Annotated in this window: 18 protein-coding genes; 7 read left to right on the forward strand and 11 right to left on the reverse strand. The window is 73.8% G+C overall.

The window, feature by feature from the left end:
• Positions 1–375: 375 nt before the first annotated feature.
• On the reverse strand, positions 376–723 hold the full coding sequence (locus AMIR_RS32020) for a hypothetical protein (protein ID WP_143760982.1): 348 nt from the start codon (positions 721–723) through the stop codon (positions 376–378).
• Here AMIR_RS32020 and AMIR_RS36460 point away from each other — a divergent pair.
• The 5 genes from AMIR_RS36460 (at position 713) to AMIR_RS32045 (ending at position 8407) form a co-directional block, all read left to right on the forward strand.
• Entirely contained in the window at positions 713–4789 is a 4077-nt protein-coding gene (locus AMIR_RS36460; protein ID WP_143760984.1) for a hypothetical protein, read from the forward strand. The two genes, AMIR_RS32020 and AMIR_RS36460, sit on opposite strands and share 11 nt — an antisense overlap.
• 220 nt (positions 4790–5009) lie before the next feature.
• Positions 5010–5432, forward strand: coding sequence for a succinate dehydrogenase, cytochrome b556 subunit (gene sdhC / locus AMIR_RS32030; protein ID WP_015805146.1), 423 nt, complete (start codon positions 5010–5012; stop codon positions 5430–5432).
• Positions 5433–5434: 2 nt separating this feature from the next.
• Positions 5435–5851: a succinate dehydrogenase hydrophobic membrane anchor subunit gene (locus tag AMIR_RS32035; protein WP_015805147.1), complete on the forward strand. Its 417-nt coding sequence runs from the start codon at positions 5435–5437 to the stop codon at positions 5849–5851.
• Positions 5852–5873: 22 nt separating this feature from the next.
• Entirely contained in the window at positions 5874–7625 is a 1752-nt protein-coding gene (gene sdhA, locus AMIR_RS32040; RefSeq protein ID WP_015805148.1) for a succinate dehydrogenase flavoprotein subunit, read from the forward strand.
• Complete coding sequence (locus AMIR_RS32045) at positions 7625–8407, forward strand: succinate dehydrogenase iron-sulfur subunit (protein ID WP_015805149.1); 783 nt, start codon at positions 7625–7627, stop codon at positions 8405–8407. Before sdhA ends, AMIR_RS32045 begins: the two co-directional genes overlap by 1 nt.
• 273 nt (positions 8408–8680) lie before the next feature.
• On the opposite strand, the gene AMIR_RS41330 is transcribed toward AMIR_RS32045, so the two are convergent.
• Complete coding sequence (locus AMIR_RS41330; RefSeq protein WP_084799060.1) at positions 8681–10729, reverse strand: D-alanyl-D-alanine carboxypeptidase family protein; 2049 nt, start codon at positions 10727–10729, stop codon at positions 8681–8683.
• Between the two features lie 60 nt (positions 10730–10789).
• Between AMIR_RS41330 and AMIR_RS32055 the strand changes: the two genes are divergently transcribed.
• Positions 10790–11017, forward strand: a complete 228-nt coding sequence (locus AMIR_RS32055; protein WP_015805151.1) for an SCO4848 family membrane protein — start codon at positions 10790–10792, stop codon at positions 11015–11017.
• A 28-nt stretch (positions 11018–11045) separates the two neighbouring features.
• Positions 11046–11393, forward strand: a complete 348-nt coding sequence (locus AMIR_RS32060; RefSeq protein WP_015805152.1) for a hypothetical protein — start codon at positions 11046–11048, stop codon at positions 11391–11393.
• Between the two features lie 157 nt (positions 11394–11550).
• Here AMIR_RS32060 and yhjD read toward each other — a convergent pair whose 3' ends face one another.
• The 9 genes from yhjD to AMIR_RS32105 all read right to left on the reverse strand — a co-directional run bounded on the left by yhjD (position 11551) and on the right by AMIR_RS32105 (position 18893).
• Positions 11551–12570, reverse strand: coding sequence for an inner membrane protein YhjD (gene yhjD / locus AMIR_RS32065; protein ID WP_015805153.1), 1020 nt, complete (start codon positions 12568–12570; stop codon positions 11551–11553).
• A gap of 134 nt (positions 12571–12704) precedes the next feature.
• Positions 12705–13724 (reverse strand): tryptophan--tRNA ligase, encoded by a 1020-nt coding sequence (gene trpS, locus AMIR_RS32070; RefSeq protein ID WP_015805154.1) that lies wholly within the window; start codon positions 13722–13724, stop codon positions 12705–12707.
• Between the two features lie 21 nt (positions 13725–13745).
• On the reverse strand, positions 13746–14024 hold the full coding sequence (locus AMIR_RS32075; protein ID WP_041837171.1) for a hypothetical protein: 279 nt from the start codon (positions 14022–14024) through the stop codon (positions 13746–13748).
• A 186-nt stretch (positions 14025–14210) separates the two neighbouring features.
• Positions 14211–16727: a bifunctional FO biosynthesis protein CofGH gene (locus AMIR_RS32080; RefSeq protein ID WP_015805156.1), complete on the reverse strand. Its 2517-nt coding sequence runs from the start codon at positions 16725–16727 to the stop codon at positions 14211–14213.
• 146 nt (positions 16728–16873) lie between these two features.
• The gene (locus AMIR_RS32085) at positions 16874–17152 is read right to left on the reverse strand and encodes a HepT-like ribonuclease domain-containing protein (protein WP_015805157.1); all 279 of its coding nucleotides are present in this window, start codon (positions 17150–17152) and stop codon (positions 16874–16876) included.
• The gene (locus tag AMIR_RS32090; RefSeq protein ID WP_015805158.1) at positions 17142–17450 is read right to left on the reverse strand and encodes a nucleotidyltransferase family protein; all 309 of its coding nucleotides are present in this window, start codon (positions 17448–17450) and stop codon (positions 17142–17144) included. Before AMIR_RS32090 ends, AMIR_RS32085 begins: the two co-directional genes overlap by 11 nt.
• A 41-nt stretch (positions 17451–17491) precedes the next feature.
• A complete protein-coding gene (locus AMIR_RS32095; protein WP_015805159.1) occupies positions 17492–18286 on the reverse strand; it encodes an exodeoxyribonuclease III in 795 nt (264 codons plus the stop codon).
• A gap of 9 nt (positions 18287–18295) precedes the next feature.
• Complete coding sequence (locus AMIR_RS32100) at positions 18296–18511, reverse strand: hypothetical protein (protein WP_015805160.1); 216 nt, start codon at positions 18509–18511, stop codon at positions 18296–18298.
• Between the two features lie 55 nt (positions 18512–18566).
• On the reverse strand, positions 18567–18893 hold the full coding sequence (locus AMIR_RS32105) for a hypothetical protein (protein ID WP_015805161.1): 327 nt from the start codon (positions 18891–18893) through the stop codon (positions 18567–18569).
• Positions 18894–19039 lie beyond the last annotated feature (146 nt).

Consider the following 19039-nt stretch of genomic DNA (forward strand, 5'->3'; position numbering starts at 1 on the left):
CGTACCTCCGGTGCCGCCTGGAAAAGCTCGGGCGCCCGCGGGGACGGCGCTAGGCGACCCGGCAGGCGTGGTGGGGACCGAGACCAACAGCACATCCACTTCCCGGTTCATCGAAGGCAAAATGCCCCCGGTGACCGACGCCCACGGCTCGCGCCGCCGCACGGCGGACGCGGGCGCGACAACGCAGGGGGGACGGGCCGCGCCCTCCCGCCAGCCGTGGGCGCCCGCGACCGCGGGCGTTGACGCTGAGTCACCGACTCGGCAACTTGCGTCATCCGGACAGGGTGAACGCGCCGCGGCGGGCCGTCAGGCTGCCGGAAGCCGAACCCCTACGTCCGGCCAGCACCAAGCGACCACGCACCTCCCGAAGTCCGGTCAGGTCACCACCGGCGCCACCACGACGCCCTCCGCAGGGCGCGCCCCAGCAGCGCCCACCCCCTCGGGACTCACCCCCTCTGCGCTCAGTCCCTCTGCGCTCACCCCCTCTGCGCCCGCCTCCTCGGGACTCAGCTCCTCGGGCCACTTCTCCGCAGGCCCCGCCGCCCCCGCGCCCACGGCCGCCTTCGCCGCGCAGCCCACCACCCAGCCCCCCGCGCCGAACACCGCCTGGTTCGACCCGGAGTCCCCGGTCCAGCCGGACTCCATCGCCGAGGTCCGCGCCGCCACCCCCGCCACCGCCTGGGTGCGCGGCGACGGCGACGGCCCGCAGGAGGTGCCGGTCACCACCCCGGACGGCGCCACCGGCTACCCGTGGCGCGGCCCGATCGCCTGCGACATCAGGGACTTCACCGCCGACGGCTCCCCGGTGCGCGACTTCACCGTGCGCCTGCACCTGGACACCCTGGCCCCCGACCTGGAGGCCCGCGCCTGCCTGGGCGTGGAGGAGCTGTTCAACCGGGGCAACCGGCTGCCCGGCGGCGAGCAGTTCCACGTCACCGTCGAGTTCACCGACAGCCCCACGTCCGCGCACGCCAGCATCGTGGTCACCGACCGGGGCCGCCCCGGCCAGCTGACCTGGCCGTCCGGCACCGGCAGCCGCAGGCTCGCCCACGAGGTCGGCCACTTCCTCGGCCTGCCGGACACCGCGGGCACCGCGCCCAGCGCGGTCGGCGAGCTGCGCCCGGCGGACCTGTGGCTGGTCGACCACCTGACCCGCGCGATGGCGACCGCGACCGAGCCGGTCAAGGGCGGTTGGGGCACCGGCGACGAGCCGCAGGAGCAGCGGCTCACCCCGCAGCGGCTGCGCGACGAGTTCGGCGTGCCGCCGGTGGACCAGCTGCGGTTGCAGGCGCTGGCGAAGAACACCTCGCTGAGCTTCGACGTGCCGACCGCGAACCCGGACGCGCTGGCCTGGCTGTTCCAGGGCGCCGTGGTGCGCCCGGAGGGCCTGGGCGGGCGCACCGTCACGGACCTGGACCTGCACCTGGGCGCGCGCCCGGAGACCATCGGCCTGCTCGCGCACTTCTCCCCCGCCCCGCCCGGCGAGCTGTCCGGGCTGGACCCGGCGACCGTGGAGCGGGTGCGGCAGCGGCACAGCACGCGCGTCGAGGAGCACGCGGCGCAGGAGGCCGAGTTCGCCGACCAGATCGCGTCCGGCTGGGTGCGGATGCGCGAGGGCGGCGTCGTCGAGGTCGCCACGACCGAGGGCTTCCGGCCCGCGATCGACCTGAACGACGCGTTCCACCTGCACCTGGCGGGCAGCGCCGACACGCTCGTGGTGGACGACCGGGAGCTGGCCGCGCTGGTCCCCGGCAGGCACCAGCGCGGCGCGTACCGGGTGGACGACCGGGGCACGGCGACGCCCGTGCTGCCCGCGACCATGGCGCAGAACCCGATGCTGCGGTTCCGGCCGAACGCGCACCCGACGCTGGTGCCGCCCGGCGAGGAGCTGGCGGTGACGGCGGAGCGGCTGCGCGCCGAGGGCGGCGAGCTGAGCCTGGCGGTGCTGGAGCTGCCGCTGGCCCCGCACCGGCTGGCAACGCTGCTGCACGAGGCGCACGGCATGGCGGTCCGGTTCGGCGGCCCCGGTTCGGCGCCCGCCGTGCCGGACGTGGCGCACCTGGCGCTGGTGCTGCACGACCGGGGCGGCACGGCCGCCGAGGCGGCGGCGCGGGCGCTGGCGACGACGGCCGAGGACCGGGACGCGCAGCCCGCGAGCACGGGCCTGATCGGCGCGGTCGGCGGACCGGGGCGGCCCGCGAACAGCGAGGACGGCAACCTGGCCGAGGTGCGCCCGGTCGCGGTGGCGTTCCCGAGGGGCTCGGCGGTGCCGGAGCTGGGCGCGGAGGCCGCGATGGAGCCGATCGCGCTGCGCCTGGCGCACTCGGCGGTGTGGCGGCACGCGAACGGGCTGGCGCCCGCGCGGATCACCGTGACCGGCTACGGCAACACCATGCCGGGCGTGTTCGGCAACGCGATGGAGACCGGCCAGGCCCGCGCGGACGCGGTGACGAACCTGCTGCGGCTGCTGGTGTCCCGGCAGCTGCGCAGGCTGGTCGGCACCGGGTCGGCGGCGCCGCTGCCGGAGATCAGGGCGGTGTCCGGCGGCGACGACCTGTCCGGGACCGCGCACGACGAGGGCGCGCCGGAGCTGGAGCGCCGCCGCCGCGCGGTGATCGCGGTGGCCCCCGCGCCGGTGGCCCCGAAGGAGTCGACCGAGTCGGTCGACGTGCGGCACGCGATCAGCGCGACCGAGCGGCGGCTGGTGGTGGCGAGGGCGCTGCTGGCGACCGGTCGCCGGGAGCTGGCGCTGCTGGACACGACGCTGCGCGCGCGGGTGGAGACGCTGCTGGTGGCGGGCGCCGGTCGGCACAGCGCCGACCTGAGCGGGCCCGGCGCGGAGCGGGTCGTGCTGGCCGAGCGGGTCGCGGGTCTGGAGCACGGGCTGGAGCGGGAGAACGCGCTGCTGGGCGTGTGGCGCAGGCTGCTGGAGCAGATCCGCTCCGGCGGGCTGGTGGCGCCGCGCGGGCCGTCGGCGGCGCACCGGGTGCTGGAGTGGGCGCAGCGGGTGGGGGCGGTGCGGGACGCGCTGGCCGACCCGGACGCGCGCGGGCACCGGGACCAGACCGTGGCGCAGCACCTGGGGCGGGTCGCGGACGTGCTCGACGGCAGGCCCCGGTTGTCGCCGGGCGGCAGGCTGATCCCGGCGGCGTCCGGGGTGGACCGGTTGACGCCGCCGCAGCGCGACGCGGTGGCGCTGGCCGCCGCGGTGGACGGCGCGGCGGCGGACATGGCGGCGGCGTGGCGGGACGTGCCGCTCAAGCCGGTGCTGGCCAGGCAGGTGCTGCGGGCGGGCGTGCCGAGGCTGCTGGAGGGCGACGGGTCGCCCGCGGGCAAGGAGGTCGTGCGGCTGGCCGTGGCGCTGGTGTCGGACGACCCGCTGCGCGCGCACCTGGCCGGGGCGCTGGACGCGACCACGGCGGCCACCAGGGTGGTCGCGGTGGCCGAGCAGGCGGGCATCGCGCCGGTGGAGGCGTTCGACCTGCTGCGGCTGCGCTGCGAGGCGGAGCTGCTGGCCGAGACGTGGGGCGAGGTGTACGCGGGCGTGCTGCGCCCGGAGGTCGGGGAGCGCGGCGGGTTCGCGCTGGCCGCCGACGTGGACCCCGGTCCGCGCCCGGAGCGGCTGCGCAGGCTGGTGCACGTGGTGCGGGACGCGTTGGGCGCGGGCGGCGAGAACGGGCTGCTGGCGCTGTCCCCGGCGGCGGCCGAGGTGCTGCGGGAGCTGCGGGAGGCGCTGCCGACGGCCTCGTCGGCGCAGCCGCGCGAGTCCGGCCTGCCGGGGCGGACGTCGACCGACCCGGACGTGGTGCCGTTCCCCGGCTCGCCCGCGGCGGGCGCGCTGACGCCCCGGCAGCACCTGCTGCTGCGGTCGGTGCGGCTGCGCAGCGGGACGGGCGCGGAGGCGCTGCGGCAGGAGGTGCTGGCGCGGCTGTCGCCGCTGTGCGGCAACCAGTTCCCCGAGGCGGTGCTGGAGCGGGTGGAGGACTGGTTCGCGACCGCGCCGATCACCGTGACGCTGCGGGCGCGCGAGGTGCTGGCGGCGGACGCGGGCGGGGCGCTGCGGCTGCGCGGGGCCCGGTTGCCGGTGCCCGCCGAGGCGGGGCTGCGCCGGGTGGACCGCAAGAGCCTGGAGGGGCTGCGGGAGACCGGGTTCGACCTGTCCGGGCCGCAGGCGACGGCCGAGCGGGCGCGGCGGCAGGCGGCGCACCTGGAGCAGCTGCTGGCCGGTGACCACGCGTTCGCGTTCTGGACCGCGCCGGGCGGGCAGGTCGGTCCGGTGGGGCGCTACGAGTGGGACGCGCAGTGCGTCGACCGGCGGGAGCTGGGGCCGCTGGTGGGCGAGGCGACCGGGCTGGTGCACCCCGACCACGCGCACGCGCTGCGGCTGCGGGCGGACCCGAGGCGGGGCGAGGCGCACCTGCTGCTGAAGCCGGAGGCGAGGCGGCGGGCGTACTTCAGCCACACGGGGCGGGGCGCGCCGACGTCGAGCCCGGTGGAGCTGCTGCACGCGCTGCTGTCCGAGGGCGGGGTGGGCGAGCGGCACGCGCGCGCGGTGCTGGCGGCGGCCACCGGTCAGCGGCCGGAGCAGCGGGGCGCGCACGACGCGGTGTGGCAGGCGACCGCGCCGGTGATCGCGGCGCACGTGTGCGGCGGGATCGACCTGTCGCGGGACGTGGAGCGGCTGGCGCTGCCCTCCAGCGGTCTGGACAAGTCGACGACCACGAAGCTGCGGTCGGTGGCGGGCGCGCACGGCGTCCCCGTGGTGGAATACGACCCGGAGGGCCGGTAGGTCCTCCGGCGCCGCGCGACGACTCGTTCACCTTTGAGGTGACCGTCACTCTCCGGTGGGGTAAGGGAGAACACGGAAAGCCACCAGGCCGTGTCTCGTCAGTCACAGACAGGTCCGACTATTGGGACGCTTGCCTCTTGCGCGACTAGCATCCCGTGCGTCAAGGTCCCGCCCACCTCGGCTCACGGGACCAATCCACCACTGACGCTGGAGGCCGTGAATGGCCGGCACCACCGCAACCGGGCGGGCGGGCAGCTCCCGTGGAGGCGGAACGCTCTACCGAGGCGACTTGGGCATGTGGTCCTGGGTCGCCCACCGCATCACCGGCGTTCTGACCTTCTTCTTCTTGTTCGTGCACGTTCTGGACACCGCGCTCGTGCGGGTGTCCCCGAACGACTACGACGCGGTCATCGAGACCTACAAGACCCCGCTGGTGAACCTCTTCGAGGTCGGCCTGGTCGGCGCGGTCCTCTACCACGCCCTCAACGGCGTCCGGGTCATGCTGGTCGACTTCTGGGCCAAGGGCCCGAAGCACCAGCGGGCGATGCTGTGGACCATCCTCGGCATCTGGGTCGCGGTCATGATCCCCGGCACGTACTTCATGATGGTCCGCACGGTCACCGAGATGTTCGGGGGTCACTGATCATGAGCGAACTGGCTCTCGACCGCCCCCGCACCCCGCGCAGGCCCGCGGCGCGGCGCAACAACTTCGAGCTGTACAGCTGGTTGTTCATGCGCCTGTCCGGCGTGGCGCTGCTCGTGCTGGTGCTCGGCCACCTGTTCATCATGAACATCCTCGACGGCGGCGTGCACCGGATCAACTTCGGTTTCGTCGCGGGCCGCTGGGCCTCGCCGTTCTGGCAGATCTGGGACCTGGCCATGCTGTGGCTGGCCCAGATCCACGGCGGCAACGGGCTGCGGACGGTCATCAACGACTACGCCCGCAAGGACGCCACCCGCTTCTGGCTGAAGATGCTGCTCTACGTGTCGATGGTCCTGATCATCGTGACGGGGACGTACGTGGTGTTCACGTTCGATCCCGGCATCGCCACCACCAACTGACCCGGCGCGGGAGCACACCGACATGCAGTTCCACAAGTACGACGTCGTGATCATCGGGGCTGGTGGCGCGGGTATGCGCGCCGCCATCGAGTCGGGCCAGCGCGCCCGCACCGCGGTGCTCACCAAGCTCTACCCCACCCGGTCCCACACGGGCGCCGCGCAGGGCGGCATGTGCGCCGCGCTGGCGAACGTGGAGGAGGACAACTGGGAGTGGCACACCTTCGACACGATCAAGGGCGGCGACTACCTGGTCGACCAGGACGCCGCCGAGATCATGGCGAAGGAGGCCATCGACGCGGTCCTCGACCTGGAGAAGATGGGCCTGCCGTTCAACCGGACGCCCGAGGGCAAGATCGACCAGCGCCGGTTCGGCGGGCACACCCGCAACCACGGTGAGGCCGCGGTGCGCCGCGCCTGCTACGCCGCCGACCGCACCGGTCACATGATCCTGCAGACGCTGTACCAGAACTGCGTCAAGCACGGCATCGAGTTCTACAACGAGTTCTACGTCCTCGACATCTGCATGACCGAGACCGAGGACGGCCCGGTCTGCACCGGCGCCGTGGCGTACGAGCTGGCGACCGGCGAGATCCACGTGTTCCAGGCCAAGTCGGTCGTGTTCGCGACCGGCGGGTTCGGCAAGGTCTTCAAGACCACCTCGAACGCGCACACCCTGACCGGCGACGGCATGGGCATCGTGTTCCGCAAGGGGCTGCCGCTGGAGGACATGGAGTTCTACCAGTTCCACCCGACCGGTCTCGCGGGCCTGGGCATCCTGCTCACCGAGGGCGCGCGCGGCGAGGGCGCGATCCTGCGCAACGCCTCCGGCGAGCGGTTCATGGAGCGCTACGCCCCCACCATCAAGGACCTGGCGCCGCGCGACATCGTCGCCCGGTCGATGGCCCTGGAGGTGCTGGAGGGCCGGGGCGCGGGCCCGAACAAGGACTACGTGCTGCTGGACTGCACGCACCTGGGCGCCGAGGTCCTGGAGACCAAGCTGCCCGACATCACCGAGTTCGCCCGCACCTACCTGGCGGTCGACCCGGTGACCGAGCCGGTGCCGGTGTACCCGACCGCGCACTACGCGATGGGCGGCATCCCCACGAACGTGCTGGGCGAGGTGCTGCGGGACAACGACAACGTGATCCCCGGCCTGTACGCCGCCGGTGAGTGCGCGTGCGTGTCGGTGCACGGCGCGAACCGCCTGGGCACGAACTCGCTGCTGGACATCAACGTGTTCGGCCGCCGCGCGGGCATCGCCGCCGCCGAGTACGCCCTGGCGCACGAGCACGTGGACCTGCCGGAGAACCCGGCGGCGGGCGTCGAGGCGCAGGTGGCGCTGGCCCTGTCCGAGCACGGCCACGAGCGCGTCGCGGACATCCGCACCGAGCTCCAGGCCACCATGGACGCGAACGCGTCGGTGTACCGCACCGAGGACACGCTCAAGACGGCGCTGAACGACGTGCAGGCGCTGAAGGAGCGGTACCAGCGGATCACCGTGCAGGACAAGGGCAAGCGGTTCAACACGGACCTGCTGGAAGCCGTCGAGCTGGGCTTCCTGCTGGAGCTGGCCGAGGTTCTGGTCGTGGGCGCGCTCGCGCGCAAGGAGTCCAGGGGCGGGCACGCCCGCGAGGACTACCCGACCCGCGACGACACGAACTTCATGCGCCACAGCATGTACTACAAGCAGGGTGAGGGCCTGTCCGCCGAGATCAGGCTGGACTACAAGCCCGTCACGTTCACCCGGTACCAGCCGATGGAGCGCAAGTACTGATGACCGCTACCGCTGAGGTTTCCACGGGTTCGCGCGGCTCCCAGCCCCCGGTGCCGGACGGCGCGATCACCGTCACGCTGAAGGTCCGCCGGTTCAACCCGGAGTTCGACGACGAGCCGCGCTGGGACTCCTTCGAGATCCCCGCGCTGCCGTCGGACCGGGTGCTGAACCTGCTGCACTACGTCAAGTGGTACATCGACGGGACGCTCACGTTCCGCCGGTCGTGCGCGCACGGCATCTGCGGCTCGGACGCGATGCGGATCAACGGCGTGAACCGCCTGGCGTGCAAGGTCCTGCTGAAGGACCTCATGCCGTCGGGCGGCAAGCCGACCACGATCACCATCGAGCCCATCAAGGGCCTGCCGGTCCACAAGGACCTGCTGGTCGACATGGAGCCGTTCTTCGAGGCGTTCAAGGCGGTCAAGCCGTACCTGGTGACGTACGGGAACGAGCCGACCCGCGAGCGCATCCAGTCCATCGCGGACCGGGAGCGGTTCGACGACACGACCAAGTGCATCCTGTGCGCCTGCTGCACCACGTCGTGCCCGGTGTACTGGACCGAGGGCACGTACTTCGGCCCGGCGGCGATCGTGAACGCCCACCGCTTCATCTTCGACTCGCGCGACGAGGGCGCGGAGGAGCGGCTGGACATCCTGAACGACATCGACGGCGTGTGGCGCTGCCGCACGACCTTCAACTGCACCGACGCCTGCCCGCGCGGCATCCAGGTGACGAAGGCGATCCAGGAGGTGAAGCGCGCGCTGCTGTTCAAGCGCGTGTGACACCGAGGCGCGCGAGCGCCGGAGGAGCTTCCAGGGGGCGGCCCCGGTCCGATTCGGACCGGGGCCGCCCCCTGGGGGTTTCCGGGGCGCCGCGGAGGGCTGAGGGGGTGGTGCGGGGCCGCTGACCACAACCGCCGCGCTCCCCGAGCACGGCGAAGGCCCCGGAGCCGCTGCTCCGGGGCCTTCGCCGCTCGTGGTCGCGCCGGGGTGGTCGCGCTATGGCGGTCCCGCAGGGGCGGTCGCGCCGGGGTGGTCCCGCAGGGGCGGTCCTGGTCAGTCCTGCTTGGGCCAGTCCGGCTTCGGGTCCGGCTCGGGGGCCGGGGCCTTGCGCTCGGGCGCCTCCTCGGGCTCGAACTGCTCGGCGGGCCAGCCGGGCACCTGGACGGCGCCCTCCCGGCGCACCGGCATGGTCCGGCCGCCCGGCGGCGCCACCGGCGGCTGGGCCTGGGTGGGCTGGGCCGGGGGCTGGGCGGCCGGCGGCTGCGTGGCCGGGGGCTGGGGCTCGGTCGGCTGGGGGTGCTGCCGCACCTCGCGGGTGGCCGGTTCCGGCTTGGGCTGGACGGGGTGCGACTGGGTCAGCTCGCGGGTCGCGTCCGACGGCGGTGACAGCCTCACCTCGCGGGTGACCGCCTCCGATCCCGGCGTCCGGGGCTGCGCGGGCGGCTCCTGCTGGATGGCCTTCGTGCCCTGGTCTGCCGGCGGCGCCGGGGTCCCCGGTTCGGCCACCGGCGGCGTGCCGGTCTGGATCTTCGCCGTCTGCGGGCCCTGCGTGCTCACCCACTGGGTCGGGGCGGACGGGCCGGTCGGGACCTGGCCCGCCGGGATCTCCCGGCTCGCCCTGCTCGGCGGCTGACCCGGCTGACCGGACTGCCCGGTCGGCGCCTGACCAGCGGGGCCGTGGCCCGGAGCGGGGCGGCCGACCGGGAACTCGCCGGGAGGCGGAGGGCCCGTGACACCCGCCGGGGGCGCGCCCGCCGGACCCGTGCCCGGCGAACCGGCACCCGCCGAACCAGTGCCAGCCGCCCCCGAGGTCACCCCCGCCGTCCCCGAGGCCGCCGCCGCACGCTTCGCGCGCGCCGCCCGTGCCCGCTTCGCGCGCAGGTACATCACCAGCCCGCCGAGCACCCCCAGCCCGGCGAGCGCCGTGAGCGGCCCGCCGACGTTGCCGAAGGCGCGGCCCATGGTGGACGTCGGCTCCGGGGCGCCCACCTCGTCCACGGCCTGCCCCGGCGCGGGCTCCGTGAGGGTCGGGTTGGCCCCCGTGGCCTTCCGCTTGGCCTGCGGGGCCCCGTCGACCAGCTTGCCGACGGTGGTGCTCGCGGGCAGCGAGAAGCCGTAGTCGAGCAGCCTCGCCGCCTGGTCGGTGGTGCGCAGGGGCTGCTGCTGGGCGCGCAGCAGCACGGCCACGAGCCGCCTGCCGTCGCGCTCGGCCGCGCCCACGTACGTGTGCTGGGCGTCGTCGGTGAACCCGGTCTTGCCGCCGAGGGCGCCCGCGTAGGAGGTCATCAGCCGGTTGTCGTTGATGACCGGCTTGGTGCCGCCCTCCTCCGCAGGGAACTCGATGCGCTGGGTGGCGATCGCCCTGGCGAAGTCGGGGTACTTCATGGCGGCGCGGAAGATCAGCGCCACGTCGTAGGCCGAGGTGCTGGTGCCGGGGGCGTCGAGCCCGGACGGGGTGATGGCCCTGGTGTCGCGGGCGCCCAGCTCGGTGGCCAGCGCGTTCATCTTGCGGATGGCGCTGGGCAGGCCGCCGAGCCGCCTGGCCAGCGCGTTGGCGACGTCGTTGCCCGACGCCATGACCAGCGACTGGAGCAGCTGCTCGACGGTGTAGGTGTTGCCCGCCTTCAGCCCGATGCAGGTGCACTCCTGCTCGGTGTCCTCCTCGATGGCGGTCATCTGCGAGTCCAGCGGCAGCTCCTTGGCCGCCACCATCGCCAGCAGGACCTTGATCACCGAGGCGGGCCGCTGCCTGCCGTGCGGGTCGTAGGCCGCGAGCACGGCTCCGCTGTCCATGTCCGCGACGAGCCAGGTCTTGGCCGTGATGCCGCTGGGCGCCCTCGGGGCCCCCTCGGGCAGCACTGGGCCGCACTCGCCCATCCGGTCACCCCCGATCGGCGGGTCGGGGACCTCCAGCGGCTCCGGTGGGCGGGCGCCGTCGGGCACATCCTCGGACGTGTCCACCGCCGGAGGCGGCGACACCCTGTTCTCGCACGTGGTCTGCTGCGCTGCCGCCTGCGGCGCGACGAGCGCGGCGTTGGCGAGCAGCGCGCACGCAGCCAGCACGAAGGCGGCTGCGGACCTTCGGGACGCGGGGGAACGCACCCGTCCAGGCTATCCACCCCGGTTGCGGGCGTCGCACCCACCACGTCGGATACTGAACGGGTGAAGCTCTCCCGAGGGATGTCCGCGTTCCTGCTGGCCTTCGGGGTCTGGTCGTGGGTGATCTGGCCGAACTTCCTGCGCAACATCTGGAAGGACGAGCGCTCCTGGGACTCGGGGCCGACGGCCTTCTTCACCGTGCACCTGGTGCTCGTCATCGCGTCGCTGGTCTTCGGCACGATCATCGGCGTGCTCGGCGCGCGCGGCCTGCTGGCAGCCCGCCGCCGCTAACCCCCCCACCACACCTGGAGGCCCCACCGTGGACTTCGTCCGCCTGCTGCTGGTGTTCCTGCACCTGCTCGGCATGGGAATGCTCGTGGCCATGTTCTTCATCCAGCGGCGCGTCGGCGCGAACGGCCCGCTGAACAAGGGCTGGCTGCACGGCAGCGGGCTCCAGCTGGTCACCGGCGTCGCGCTGATCGGTCTCGCGCCGCTGACCGGCCGCGACTACGACGTCGTGAAGATGGGCGTGAAGCTGGCGCTGCTGGTGGTGCTGGCGGGCCTGGTCGCGGTGAACCTCAGCAAGAAGCAGGTCGCGACGTGGCTGGCCCCGACCCTGGGCGGCCTGGTCGTGCTGGAGACCGCCGTCGCGGTGTTCTGGCGCTAGCGAGGCCGCGTCGACCGGGCGCGCGCGGCACCCCCGCCGCGCCCGGCCGCGACAGCCCGCCGCCGCAGCCCGTCGCCGCAGCACATCGCCGCAGCCCGGCACCGCAGCCCGGCACCGCGGCTCAGCGCCCCGGCTCACGCTCCCCCCGCTCCCCCGCTCAGCGCTTGCGCCGGAACAGCGCCCCGATCAGCACCCCGGCACCGAGCAGCCCGACCGTCGCGCCGGGCGTCGGAGCCTTCCGCAGCTCGACCACCGGCCGGATCACCGCCGGTGGTGGCGGCGGAGGCGGGTCGCGCAGCACGTTCTCCTTCGCCGTCGCGGTCCACGCGGCCATGAACAGCATGAACTGCGCGAGCAGGTTCGCGAACACCAGCACACCGATCAGCGGGCCGAACGCCAGGCCGGTCGGCGAGGTGCCGATGATCCCCAGGTAGATCGACCCGCCCTGCTTGAGCAGCTCGAACCCGACCGAGGTCACCGCCGCCCCGCGCATGGCGCTGCGCCACGACACCGGCTTGCGCGGCAGCTTCGCCAGCACCCACAGGAACACCAGCCAGTTCGCGGCCAGGCCGAGCACGATCGTGCCCGCCCGCAGCAGCGCCTCGGCCCACCACACGCCGTCCAGCCCGATCCCGCGCAGCACCAGGTGCGCGAACCCGCTGCCGACGGCGGTGATGCCGACCGACACCACCAACGCGATCCCCAGCCCGATCAGCGCGAACAGGTCCCGCACGGCGGTCTTGACCAGCGGCAGGTCGGCCTTCGGGTAGCCCCACTGGGCGGTGAGCGCGTCCCGCAGGTTCGTGATCCAGCCGATCCCGGAGTAGGCCGCGCCGAGCAGGCCGAACACGCCGACCGTGCCCTTGGAGTCGATGGCCTGCCCGACGACCTCGTTGAGCGTGTCGCCGAGCGAGCCGGGCACCGCCTCGGTGATCGCGCCGCGCAGGTCGTCCAGCAGCGCGGGCTGGGAGGTCAGCACGATGCCCGCGACGGCGAAGCCGATCATCAGCAGGGGGACCAGCGACAGGACGCTGAAGTAGGTGACCGCCGCCGCGTAGTGGGTGCCGTACCGCTCGGTGTAGCGGACGCCCGCCCTGATCACGTGGTCGAGCCACGGGTACCGGGCGCGCAACCGGTCGATCTTCGACTCCGCCGCGTCCGGCTTCGATTCCGCCACGTCCGCAAGCTAGTCGGCGCTCTGACCAGCCGCCACTCGGCATCCAGGTGATGTGCGCGCGATCTCCGGCGAGGTCCGCAGAACGGCGGCGAGGCCGGTCCCCGAGCGGGAACCGGCCTCGGGCGCGGGCGGGGTCAGCCCGCCAGGAAGCCGACCTTCTCGTACACGCGCGCCAGCGTCCTGGACGCGACCTCGCGGGCCCGCTCGGAGCCGCGCGCCAGCACCTTGTCCAGCTCGGCGGGGTCGGCCAGGTACTCGGCGACCTTCGCCTGGACGGGCGTCACGAACTCGGTGAACACCTCGCCGAGGTCCTTCTTGAGGTCCCCGTAGCCCTTGCCGTCGTAGTCGGCGACCAGCTCGTCCACCGACCGCCCGGTCAGCGCGGAGTAGATCACCAGCAGGTTGGACACGCCCGCCTTGTTCTCGGGGTCGTACACGATCTCGCGCCCGGTGTCGGTGACCGCGGAGCGGATCTTCTTGGCGGACCGCTTCGGGTCCTCCAGCAGCTCGACGACGCCCGCGGGCACGGACTTGCTCATCTTCGACGTCGGGTCCTGCAGGTCGAAGATCTTCGCCGTGTCCTTGACGATGTGCGGCTCCGGCAGCCGGAACGTCTTGCCGAACCGGCTGTTGAAGCGCTGCGCCAGGTCGCGGGTCAGCTCCAGGTGCTGGCGCTGGTCCTCGCCGACCGGCACGTGGTGCGCCTGGTACAGCAGGATGTCGGCGGCCTGCAGGATCGGGTAGGTGAACAGGCCCACGCCGATCGCCGACTCGGCGCGCGCCGACTTGTCCTTGAACTGGGTCATCCGGCTGGCCTCGCCGAACCCGGTCAGGCACTGCATGACCCAGCCGAGCTGGGCGTGCTCGGGCACGTGCGACTGGACGAACAGCGCGGACCGCTCGGGGTCGATGCCGAGCGCGAGGAGCTGGGCCGCCGAGACGCGGGTGTTGGCCCGCAGCACCTTGGGGTCCTGCTCGACGGTGATGGCGTGCAGGTCGACGACGCAGTAGAACGCCTCGTGCGTGTCCTGCAGCGCGACCCACTGCCGCAGCGCGCCGAGGTAGTTGCCGAGGTGGAACGAGCCCGCCGTCGGCTGGATGCCGGAGAGGACCCGTGGGCGGCTGACCGGTGCTGCTGCGGTTGATTCCGACACGGGAGAAGTGTCCCAGCCGGGTCAGGCGGCCTTGGGGGCGGGCCTGACGTCGCCGGGCAGCGGCTCGACCGCCGTCGGCTGCACTGCCTGCTGCACCTGCACCACCGGCACGGCCGCCGGCGTCGGGACCTCGCGCTTGCGGAAGAAGCGGATGACGCCGAGCACCATGCCCACCGCACCCAGCCCGACCGCGCCGAACGCGACGGGGGCGTCGAGCGGGCCCGCCGCGACCGCGGTGTCGGCCGCCAGGGCAGTGCCCTGACCCGCCAGCACCGTCAGCGCGCTGACCGCCGCACCCACTGCTGCTGCACCACGACCGCGCACAGCCGTGCCTCCTCACCCACACAGCGTCACCGTTACGGGCGAACTTCGTTGACGGACGGCCGTGAACCTACAGAAGCTGTTGGGCTGCTGTGTTCTCTTCAGGTTAAACCTCGGCCAGCCGCAGACCCTAGCCACGACCGCCCTGGCGTCCGCACCCGGGGTCTACCCGGCGACCCCCGCTGGGCCGTACGTCGTAGTGCGCTGGCGGGCGGGCCTGCCCGCGAGGGCGGCGGTCGCGGCCAGCTCGGCGGTGCTGCGCGCGGAGCCGTGCTCGGAGCCCGCCATGCGGCTGATGGTCTCCTCCATGAGCGTGCCGCCCAGGTCGTTGGCCCCGCCGCGCAGCACCTCGGCGGTGCCCTCGTCGCCGAGCTTGACCCAGGAGCACTGGATGTTCGGGACCCGGCCGTGCAGCGCGATGCGGGCGAAGGCGTGCACGGCCCGGTTGTCGCGGCGGCTGGGGCCGGGCCGGGCGACGCCCGCCAGGTAGATGGGGGCGTTGCGGTGCACGAACGGCAGGCCGACGAACTCGGTGAGGCCGCCGGTGCGGTCCTGCAGGCCCGCCAGGACGCGGAAGTGGCCGAGCCAGTGGCCGGGGTGGTCGACGTGGCCGTACATCATCGTGGACGAGGAGCGGATGCCCAGCTCGTGCGCGGTGCCGACGACGTCGAGCCAGGTCGCGGTGGGCAGCTTGCCCTTGGTGAGGACCCAGCGGACGTCGTCGTCGAGGATCTCGGCGGCGGTGCCGGGGATGGTGTCCAGGCCGGCCTCGCGCAGCTCGGTGAGCCAGTCGCGGACGCTGGCGCCCGCCTTGGCGGCGGCGCTGACGATCTCCATGGGGCTGAAGGCGTGCACGTGCATCCCCGGAACGCGGCGCTTGATGGCGCGCACGGCGTCGGCGTAGTACGTCACCGGCAGCCGCGGGTCGATGCCGCCCTGCATGCAGATCTCGGTGGCGCCCTCCAGCCACGCCTCGTGGGCGCGCTCGGCGACCTCGTCGGTGGACAGCCGGAACGCGTCCGCGTCGCGCTCGCGCTGGGCGAAGGCGCAGAAGCGGCAGCCGACGTAGCAGACGTTGGAGAAGTTGATGTTGCGGTTGACCACGTAGGTCACGTCGTCGCCCACGGCGTCGGCCCGCAGGTCGTCGGCGAGGCGGGCCATGGCCTCCAGGGCGGGCCCGTCGGCGGTGAGCAGGGCCATGGCGGCGTCGGTGTCGTCGAGGAGGCGGTGCGGGGCGTCGGCGGCCAGGCGCAGGGCGCGGGCGGTGTCCTCGGGGAGGCGCTCGACGGCCTTGGGCACGCTCAGCGCGGACCAGTCGCCGTAGACGCTGTCGAAGTCGCCGCGCCGGTCGCCGGTGCGGCCCTCGGTGTCGACGGCGGTGTGCAGGTCGGCGCGCCCGGTGGTGTCGGCCGCGTCGGGCTCCTGCCACTCGCGGCCGACGACGGGCGCGTCCGGGACGGCCAGCCCGTCCTCGCCCGCGAGGGCGGCGACGTGCGCGGTGAGCCGGGTGTCGATCCACTGGCCGGGGGTGGCGCGGGTGTACCGGGGGTAGGCGGCGAGCCGCTCGCGCAGCTCGAACCCGGCCTCGCGGGTGACCTCGGCGAGCCGGTCGACCTGCGGCCAGGGCCGCTCGGGGTTGACGTGGTCGGGCGTGACCGGCGACACGCCGCCCCAGTCGTCGATCCCGGCGCGGAGCATGAGCCCGAACTCGTCGCCGACCAGGTTCGGCGGGGCCTGCACGCTGGTCGTGGACGGCATGACCAGCCGGGCGACGGCGATCGTGGCGGCCAGCTCGTTCAGGTCGGCGTCCGGCGTGGAGCGCATGGCGGTGTCGGACTTGGCCCGGAAGTTCTGGATGATCACTTCCTGCACGTGCCCGTACTGGCGCGCGACGGCCCGCATGGCCAGCAGCGACTCGGCCCGCTCGGCGATGGTCTCGCCGATGCCGATGAGGATGCCCGTGGTGAACGGCACGTTCACCCGCCCCGCGTCCGTGAGCACCCGCAGCCGCACCGCGGGCTCCTTGTCGGGGCTGCCGTGGTGCGGCTGCCCCTTCTCGCTCCAGAGCCGCTCGGAGGTGGTCTCCAGCATCATCCCCATGCTGGCCGCGACCGGCCGCAACCGCTGGAACTCCTCCCAGCTGAGCACGCCGGGGTTCAGGTGCGGCAGCAGCCCGGTCTCCTCCAGCACCGCGATGGCGCACGAGCGCAGGTAGTCGAGCGTGGACGAGTAGCCGCGCGCGTCGAGCCACTCCTTGGCCTGGTGCCACCGGTCCTCGGGCCGGTCGCCGAGGGTGAAGAGCGCTTCCTTGCACCCGGCGGCGGCGGCCTCGCGGGCGATGGCGACGACCTCGTCGCGCTCCAGGAAGGGCGCGTCGAGCTTGTGCGGGGCGGTGGCGAACGTGCAGTAGTGGCACCGGTCCCGGCAGAGCCGGGTGAGCGGGATGAACGCGTTGCGGCTGTAGGTGACGACCCCGGCCCGCCCCTCGGCGAGCAGGTGGGCGTCCCGCACCTTGGCGGCGGAGGCCAGCAACGAGTCGAGGTCGTCCCCGCGCGCGTGCAGCAGGACGGCGGCCTCGGTGGCGTCGAGCACGGCCCCGTCGGCGGCCCGCCGCAGGGCGCGCCGCAGGGCGGCGGCGCTGGGCGCCGGAGAGGGCGGGGTGATCGGGATGTCCACGGGCACGTCAACGAGCCTAGGCGGAGGGTATTCCCCGGCCGGTGCGGAGCGTGATGATCGCCGCAGCGGGTTTGGCACACGCCGGCCTGGTCAAGGGGGACCCGCAGAGCTGCGGTCACGCAGCGGAGTCACCCGGTCGCACCAGTGCCGGGTCAGCCGCCGGCCCCGTCGAGGAGGCCGTCGAGCGCGGTCTCCAGGACCGGGACCTTGTCGGTGAGGGTCTGCCACACCAGCGCGTCGTCGACCGAGGCGTAGCCGTGGATCAGGATGTTGCGGAAGGCGACGATCCGGTTGACGTCGGGGATGCGCGCCGCGAGCTCGGCGTCGACCTTGCGGAGCTGGTTGAGCGCCTCGCCGACGATCTCGAACTGCCGCAGCAGGCCGACCGCCTGCCGGGCGTCCCACAGGTAGGTGCGGGGGTCACGCGGCATAGACCTGCTCCCGGCTCTCCATCACCCGCTGCCGGAAGTACGGGTTGCGGATGCTCGCGCTGCTCACCAGGTCGACCGGCCGCCCGAAGATCCGCTCCAGGCCCTCGCGGAGCGCGAAGTAGCTGCCGAAGTGGTCGAACCCCGGCCGGGCGTCGAACTCGACGAGCAGGTCGACGTCGCTGGACTCGGGGTCGAACGAGTCGCCGAGGGCGGAGCCGAACACGTCGAGGCGGCGGACCCCGAGCGCGCGGCACAGGTCCCGCACCTCGGCCAGCCTGGTCGCGATCGCCTCGTGCACGGCGCCACCTCCCACCCGCGATTGTGCCCGATCCGCCCGGCTCAGTCCCGGTACTCCACCGTCACCGGCGCGTGGTCCGACCACCGCTCCGCGTAGGTCGCCGCCCGCTCCACCACGGCCGTCTCGGCACGGGCAGCCAGCCCCTCGCTCGCCACCTGGTAGTCGATCCGCCACCCGGAGTCGTTGTCGAACGCCTTCCCCCGGTACGACCACCACGAGTACGGCCCCTCCACGTCCGGGTGCAGCGCCCGCACCACGTCCGTGTAGCCGCTCTCGAACACCGACCCCAGCCACTCCCGCTCGTACGGCAGGAACCCGGCCGACTTCTGGTTCGTCTTCCACGACTTCAGGTCCGCCTGCCGGTGCGCGATGTTCCAGTCCCCGCACACCAGCACCTCCCGCCCGTCCGCAGCCGCCTTCTCCCGCAGCTCGACCAGGTACGGCAGGAACGCCGCCATGAACCGGTCCTTCTCGTCCTGCCGCTCGGTGCCGACCTCCCCGCTGGGCAGGTACAGCGACCCGACCACCAGCCCGGTCAGCTCGACCTCCACGTACCGGCCCGAGTGCTCGAACTCCTCGACCCCGAACCCGACCCGGACCGCGGTCGGCTGCTCGCGGGTCAGCACCGCGACGCCGCTGCGGCCCTTGACCGCCGAGTGCGCGTGCGCCGAGTGCCACCCCTCGGGGTCGCGCACCTCGTCGGCCAGCTGCCCCGGTTCGGCCCGCACCTCCTGGAGGCACACCACATCGGCCCCGGTGGCGGCGAGCCACTCCAGGTAGCCCTTCTTGGCGGCGGCTCGCAGGCCGTTGACGTTGACGGTGGAGACGGTCAGCACCGGCCCAGCCTAGTCAGCCACCGTCCACCCGCGGGGGTAGCGCGCGCCGCACCGGGCGCACTTCGCCACCAGCCCCAGCATCATCACCATCGGGCTCGACCCGTCCGGGGACGGCAGCCCGCGCACCGGGTGCCCGTCGAGGTCGGAGACCAGCTCGGGCCAGTCCGGCTCGCACGAGCAGGTGATGATCTCGTCGCGCTTGCCGCGCCGCCAGCTCAGGAACACCGGACAATCAGAGCACACCGGACGCCCGACGCGCCCGCGAGCACGGCGGCCCACCTCACCCGCAGTCCGCCCCCGCGGCCGTCGCCACGCCCTCCTGCGCCACCCACCGGTCGTCGGCCAGCAGCCGGAACCCGTTCTGCACGACCCGCTGCGCGTTTAGCACCGCCCCCCTCGGCGCGGTCGACAGCACCGGCAGCGCCGCGTCCGGCCCGCCGCGCACCTCCAGCACCTCGACGGCCACCTCGACCCGGCACGGGTCGGGCGCCCCCGACCCGAACCGCTGCCCGCCGCTGATCGCGTACATCGCCACCGCGACCACGACGACCCCGAGCACGACCAGCCCGCGCACCCCGCGGAACGGCGCATCCACGCGCATGGGCATGGGACACCTCCTCGACCTGGGGTATAGCCACCCCACCCCCGGCGCGGAACTCCCCGACACCCGAACCACCCACCAGGCCCATCGGACGGGCGTACCCCGACGACCCTGCGTGACCGGAACCGGCCCGCCAGTCCGCCAGCCCGGAC

The organism is Actinosynnema mirum DSM 43827, from assembly GCF_000023245.1.
In the GTDB taxonomy this organism is placed as follows: Bacteria; Actinomycetota; Actinomycetes; order Mycobacteriales; family Pseudonocardiaceae; genus Actinosynnema; species Actinosynnema mirum.

Bases quoted from the DNA above. Each gene is read 5' to 3' on its own strand.
- AMIR_RS32085 (WP_015805157.1), bottom strand. From the start codon at position 17,152: ATGCCGCGTGACCCCCGCACCTACCTGTGGGACGCCCGGCAGGCGGTC.
- AMIR_RS32045 (WP_015805149.1), top strand. From the start codon at position 7,625: ATGACCGCTACCGCTGAGGTTTCCACGGGTTCGCGCGGCTCCCAGCCC.
- AMIR_RS32105 (WP_015805161.1), bottom strand. From the start codon at position 18,893: ATGCCCATGCGCGTGGATGCGCCGTTCCGCGGGGTGCGCGGGCTGGTC.
- sdhA (WP_015805148.1), top strand. From the start codon at position 5,874: ATGCAGTTCCACAAGTACGACGTCGTGATCATCGGGGCTGGTGGCGCG.
- sdhC (WP_015805146.1), top strand. From the start codon at position 5,010: ATGGCCGGCACCACCGCAACCGGGCGGGCGGGCAGCTCCCGTGGAGGC.
- AMIR_RS32035 (WP_015805147.1), top strand. From the start codon at position 5,435: ATGAGCGAACTGGCTCTCGACCGCCCCCGCACCCCGCGCAGGCCCGCG.